Consider the following 5,421-nt stretch of genomic DNA (forward strand, 5'->3'; position numbering starts at 1 on the left):
CGCATGCACGCGCTGGGCGTGCGGGGCGTGCGCTTCAACCGCGTCTCGCCGGTGGGCAACGGGCCCGAGGCGTTTCGCGCCGTGGCGCCGCGCCTGCGCGAGCGCGGCTGGCACGTGCAGTGGTACGCGGGCCCGGAGCATCTGGCGGAGATCGCGGCGCTGCACGACCGGACCGGCGTGGCCTGCGTGCTCGACCACCTGGCGGGCCTGCATGCCGAGTTGCCGGCGGACGACGCGGCATGGAGCGCCCTCGCGGCGCTGGCCGCGCAGGGCGCGTGGATCAAGCTGTCCGGCTGGTACCGGCTGCGCGCGCAAGCGCCTACGGCGCGCTGCAGGAGACGGTCCGGCGTGTGGCCGACCTGGCGCCCGGGCGGCTGGTGTGGGGCTCGGACTGGCCGCACACGTCGTTCGCCGCCGACGCCATGCCGGCCTACGATTCGGTGTGGCAGCCGGTGGTGGAGGCGCTGGGCCCGGACCGGGCCGGCACGGTCCGGCAGAACGCCTCGCGGCTGTATGCCTGACGGAGAGACGCCCCAATGTGCTTTGATAATATCTTTTCAGTAGTGACTTAATACTGTTTTGATATCAATATCCCTTCGTCGGCCATCCGGCCCATGACGAAAGGAAAACAATGCGCAAGACGAACAGGGGTATCGCCGTCGTGACGGGGGCGTCGTCGGGCATCGGGCTCGTGACCGCCCGGTCCCTGGTGCAGGCGGGCTACCAGGTCTTCGGCACCAGCCGCAAGGCACCCGCCGATCCGCCCGCCGGCGTCACGATGCTGGCTTGCGACGTGACGGACGAGGCGTCGGTCCAGCGCTTCGTGGACGAGGTGGCCAGGCGGGCAGGGCGCATCGATCTGGTCGTCAACAACGCCGGCGTGGGCCTGCTGGGCGGGGCCGAGGAATCCTCGATCGGGCAGGCGCAGCGCCTGTTCGACGTCAACGTCTTCGGCGTCGCCCGCGTCGTCAACGCGGTGCTGCCGCTCATGCGGGCCCAAAAGAGCGGCCGCATCATCAACATGAGCTCGATCCTGGGGCTGATTCCGGCGCCCTTCAACGCCTTCTACGCATCGACCAAGCACGCGATCGAGGGCTACTCGGAATCCCTCGACCACGAAGTGCGCCGGTTCGGCATCCGCGTGGTTCTGGTGGAGCCCGGTGTGACGCGCACGGCGTTCGAGGAAAACCTGTCGCGCGCCGACCGCCCCCTCGCGGACTATGCCGACGATCGCGCCCGCAGCGAAGCGCTCATGCGCCAATGGGTGGAGGCGGGCGATGCGCCGCAGATCGTCGCCGACGCCGTCGTGAAGGCCGCCACGGCCATCCGGCCCAAACTGCGCTATTCGGCCGGCAAGCAGTCCACCCAGGTCCGCTCGCTGCGCCGCTATCTGCCCGAAGGGCTGGTCGACAAGACGCTGCGCAAGTTCAACGGCTTGCCGGCCTGAGCCGGGCGGGGCGCGAGCGCTCTCTCGCGCATCCCCTTCCGGGTGCCGGCCAGGCCGCAGTGGATGGGGGCCTCGCGGGCGTGGCGGGCTCGCCGTGGCAGGCCGCCGGCGGGTCGGGATGGCGCCGTTCGGGGCAGAATGGCGGCCCCGGCGCTTTCCTTGCCAGCCCATGCCCTCCCGCCCCCTGCCTTCCGATCCGAGCGCCCCGGGCCGCACCGGTCCTGCCGCGCCCGCGCCCCGCACGCTGCTGTGGGGCTCGGTGGCCGTGGCGCTGGTCACCATCGTGCTCAAGACGCTGGCCTGGCACCTCACCGGCTCGGTGGGGCTGCTGTCCGATGCGCTGGAGTCATTCGTCAACCTGGCGGGCGCGGTGTTCGCGCTGGCCATGGTGACCGTGGCACAGCGCCCGGCGGACGACGACCACCCCTACGGGCACCACAAGGCCGAGTATTTTTCTTCCGGGTTCGAGGGCATTCTGATTGTGGGGGCCTCCGCCGCCATCTTCTGGGCGGCGGCGCACCGGCTGTCCTCACCGCAGCCGCTGGAGCAGGTCGGCTGGGGCCTGGCGCTGTCGGTGGTCAGCTCGGCGCTCAACGGCGGTCTGGCGTGGCTGATGTTCCGCTCCGCGCGCGTGCACCGGTCGGTGGCGCTGGAGGGCGATGCGCGCCACCTCGTCACCGATGTCTGGACCTCGGCGGGCGTGGTCGTCGGCATCGGCGCGGCCAGCGCGACCGGCTGGCTCTGGCTGGACCCGGTGGTGGCCATGGCCGTGGCGCTGAACATCCTGCGGGAAGGGGCGCACATGGTGTGGCGCGCCTCCCAGGGCCTGATGGACGCGGCCGTGGAGCCCGAGGCGCAGGCGGCCATCGACGCGGCGCTGCGCGGCTTCGCGCAGGGCGCGCCGCAGGTGCGCTTCGACCACCTCATCACGCGCCAGGCCGGGCAGCGCCGCTTTGCCGGCCTGCACATGCACGTGCCCGCCGAGTGGAGCCTGGGGCGCGCCGCCCAGCTGCGCGGCGCCGTGGAGGCCGCCCTGATGCGCGCCGTGCCCGGGCTGCGCGTGACCATTGAGCTGCTGCCCGTCGGGGTGGAGGCATTTCTGGAAGAACCGAAGGATTCCCCACCATGATGAGCGTGTTGCAGCGCGTGCGCGAAGCGCGCGTGGAAGTCGATGGCGAGACCGTGGGCCGCATCGGCCCGGGCCTGCTGGTGCTGCTGTGCGCCGAGCGCGGCGACACCGATGCCGAGGCCGACCGGCTGCTGGCCAAGCTGCTCAAGCTGCGCGTGTTCACCGACGAGGCGGGCAAGATGAACCGCAGCGTGCAGGACGTGGGCGGCGGCCTGCTCGTCGTGAGCCAGTTCACGCTGGCCGCCGACACCTCCGGCGGCAACCGCCCGAGCTTCACCCAGGCGGCGGCGCCGGACGAGGGACGGCGGCTGTACGACCTGTTCGTGGCCCGGGCACGGGCGCTGCACCCGGTGGTGGAAACCGGGCGCTTCGCGGCCGACATGCAGGTGCATCTGGTGAACGACGGGCCGGTCACCATTCCGCTGCGCATGGCGCCAGCGGATGGTTCGCTATCGAAATAATAGCTAAACAGGCAATCAAAACCCCGGCATGGGGCTGTTTGGAGGCACCATCCGGCTTTTCAGCGGTGGGGAGGGCGCGGCCCGCGCCGTGGCCGGCTCAGTCCGCGTACGGGTCGTCGAAGCCCAGTTCCTGCAGGATGGCCGTCTCGTACGCCTCCATCTCGTCGGCGTCCTCGGCGCTGGTTTCATGGTCCCAGCCCTGGGCGTGCAGCGTGCCGTGCACCAGCAGGTGGGCGTAGTGCGCGCGCAGGTCGCGGTTCTGCTCGCGCGCCTCGCGCGCCACCACGGGCGCGCACAGCACGAGGTCGGCCATCACCAGGGGCTCCTGTGCGTAGTCGAAGGTGAGCACGTTGGTGGCGTAATCCTTGCGGCGGTACTCGCGGTTGAGGGCCTGGCCTTCTTCCGCATCGACGATGCGCACGGAGATCTCGGCGTCGCTGGACAGCGCGTGGCGGATGAAGCGCGCCGCGGCATGGCGGGGCAGGGCGGCGCGGTGTTCCTGCACCCCGGGAAAGCGCGCGAACTGCAGCGACAGGGTCAGATGGTTCAGGGTCATTTGGGCCTCTGGCGCATGTTTCACTAGGGCGTTGTGCTATTGATTCAGGAGTGTCCTGCGCGGCTGCCCGCCGCGCGCTGGGCATCGTAGGCGTCCACGATGCGGGCGATGAGCGGGTGGCGCACCACGTCGGCGGTGGTGAACCGGGTGATCGCGATGCCCTTGACGCGCTTGAGCACCCGCTCGGCGTCGATCAGGCCGCTCATCGCGCCCTTGGGCAGGTCGATCTGGCTCACGTCGCCCGTCACCACGGCGCGGGCGCCGAAGCCGATGCGGGTGAGGAACATCTTCATCTGCTCGGGCGTGGTGTTCTGGGCCTCGTCCAGGATGATGAAGGCGTTGTTCAGCGTGCGCCCGCGCATGAAGGCCAGCGGCGCGATCTCCAGCGCATTGCGCTCGAAGGCCTTCTGCACCTTCTCGTAGCCCATCAGGTCGTAGAGGGCGTCGTACAGCGGGCGCAGGTACGGGTCCACCTTCTGCGTGAGGTCGCCGGGCAGAAAGCCCAGGCGCTCGCCGGCCTCGACCGCCGGGCGCGTCAGCACGATGCGCTGCACCGCGTTGCGCTCCAGGGCGTCCACCGCGCAGGCGACGGCCAGGTAGGTCTTGCCGGTGCCGGCGGGGCCGATGCCGAAGGTGATGTCGTGGCTGGCGATGTTGTCCAGATAGTTGCTCTGCGTGGGGGTGCGCGCGCGCAGGTCGGCGCGGCGGGTGTTGAGCGTCACCGCGCCGTCACCGGGCGCCTCCAGCATGGCGCTGTCGCCGGCCAGCATGAGCTGCAGGTGCTCCTCGGCGATGGGCCGCTCGGCCATTTCGTACAGCGCCTGGAGCAGCTCCATCGCCTGGGTGGCCTTGGCCTTCGGCCCATCCACCTTGAACTGCTCGTGCCGGTGCGCGATGCTGACCGACAGCGCCGTCTCGATGGTGCGCAGGTTGGCATCGGCCGGGCCGCACAGGTGCGACAGCCGGTTGTTGTTGTGGGGGGTGAAGGTGTGTCTCAGGATCACGCGGATAATTCCGGTTGGATGGCCGCAACGGTGCGGCGAAGGACATCAATGATAGGCAAACTCACCGGCACGCTGCTGGAAAAGAACCCGCCAGAAGTGCTGCTGGACTGCCACGGCGTTGGCTACGAGGTGCAGGTGCCCATGAGCACCTTCTACAACCTGCCGCCCGTGGGGGAGCGCGTGGCCCTGCTCACCCAATTCATTGTGCGCGAGGACGCGCAACTGCTCTACGGCTTTGCCACGGCGCCGGAGCGCCAGGCGTTCCGCGAACTCATCAAGATCTCCGGGGTGGGCCCGCGCACCGCGCTGTCCATCCTGAGCGGCATGGGCGTGTCCGACCTGGCGCAGGCCGTGTCCCTGCAGGAGGCGGGGCGCTTGGTGAAGGTGCCCGGCATCGGCAAGAAGACCGCCGAGCGCCTGCTGCTAGAGCTCAAGGGCAAGCTGGGGGCCGACATCGGCGCCCATGCGCACGCCACGAGCGACGCGCAGGCCGACATCCTGCAGGCCCTGCTGGCGCTGGGCTACAACGACAAGGAAGCCGCGGCCGCGCTGAAGGCGCTGCCCCAGGACGTGGGGGTGAGCGACGGGATCAAGCTGGCGCTCAAGGCGCTGGCCAAATGAGAACCACGGGTCAACGAAGAACAAGGAATGGGAGACCGTGCGCACGCCTCTGAGCGGCGTGGCGCGGGTCCGTGTCGATCCATCAAAAAAGGGAGTGAACGAAAGATGGCCAAAGGGAAATGGATGGCGCGCGGTGCCGTGCTGGTCGTGGTGGCGTCGCTGGTGTTGGGGTGCGGCGGGGGTGGCGGGGGTGGCGGGGGTGG

General features: G+C 70.1%; 7 protein-coding genes and 1 pseudogene. 6 read left to right on the plus strand and 2 right to left on the minus strand.

Features of this window, described 5'->3' with window-relative positions; all coding sequences use genetic code 11:
- Positions 1-3: 3 nt before the first annotated feature.
- The 5 genes and pseudogenes from AC27IO_RS19910 to dtd all read left to right on the plus strand — a co-directional run.
- Positions 4-267, plus strand: a pseudogene (locus AC27IO_RS19910) (amidohydrolase family protein); the annotation flags it as partial.
- Positions 268-275: 8 nt separating this feature from the next.
- A complete protein-coding gene (locus AC27IO_RS19915) occupies positions 276-521 on the plus strand; it encodes a hypothetical protein (RefSeq protein WP_498740378.1) in 246 nt (81 codons plus the stop codon).
- 110 nt (positions 522-631) lie between these two features.
- Complete coding sequence (locus AC27IO_RS19920; RefSeq protein ID WP_498740370.1) at positions 632-1,447, plus strand: oxidoreductase; 816 nt, start codon at positions 632-634, stop codon at positions 1,445-1,447.
- A 169-nt stretch (positions 1,448-1,616) separates the two neighbouring features.
- Positions 1,617-2,576 carry a cation diffusion facilitator family transporter gene (locus tag AC27IO_RS19925; protein ID WP_284429504.1) on the plus strand — a complete coding sequence of 320 codons (960 nt, stop codon included), beginning with the start codon at positions 1,617-1,619 and terminating at the stop codon, positions 2,574-2,576.
- Positions 2,573-3,037, plus strand: a complete 465-nt coding sequence (gene dtd, locus AC27IO_RS19930) for a D-aminoacyl-tRNA deacylase (RefSeq protein ID WP_498740373.1) — start codon at positions 2,573-2,575, stop codon at positions 3,035-3,037. The genes AC27IO_RS19925 and dtd overlap by 4 nt, the downstream gene beginning before the upstream one ends.
- A 97-nt stretch (positions 3,038-3,134) precedes the next feature.
- On the opposite strand, the gene ybeY is transcribed toward dtd, so the two are convergent.
- Together ybeY and AC27IO_RS19940 are read right to left on the minus strand one after the other, a co-directional pair.
- A complete protein-coding gene (gene ybeY / locus AC27IO_RS19935) occupies positions 3,135-3,593 on the minus strand; it encodes an rRNA maturation RNase YbeY (protein ID WP_498740375.1) in 459 nt (152 codons plus the stop codon).
- Between the two features lie 44 nt (positions 3,594-3,637).
- Positions 3,638-4,597, minus strand: a complete 960-nt coding sequence (locus AC27IO_RS19940) for a PhoH family protein (protein WP_284405238.1) — start codon at positions 4,595-4,597, stop codon at positions 3,638-3,640.
- Between the two features lie 48 nt (positions 4,598-4,645).
- Here AC27IO_RS19940 and ruvA point away from each other — a divergent pair, with 48 nt between their 5' ends.
- Complete coding sequence (ruvA, locus tag AC27IO_RS19945; RefSeq protein WP_272567143.1) at positions 4,646-5,218, plus strand: Holliday junction branch migration protein RuvA; 573 nt, start codon at positions 4,646-4,648, stop codon at positions 5,216-5,218.
- Positions 5,219-5,421: the final 203 nt, after the last annotated feature.

The sequence above is a fragment of the Acidovorax sp. KNOB132 genome, from assembly GCF_057541515.1.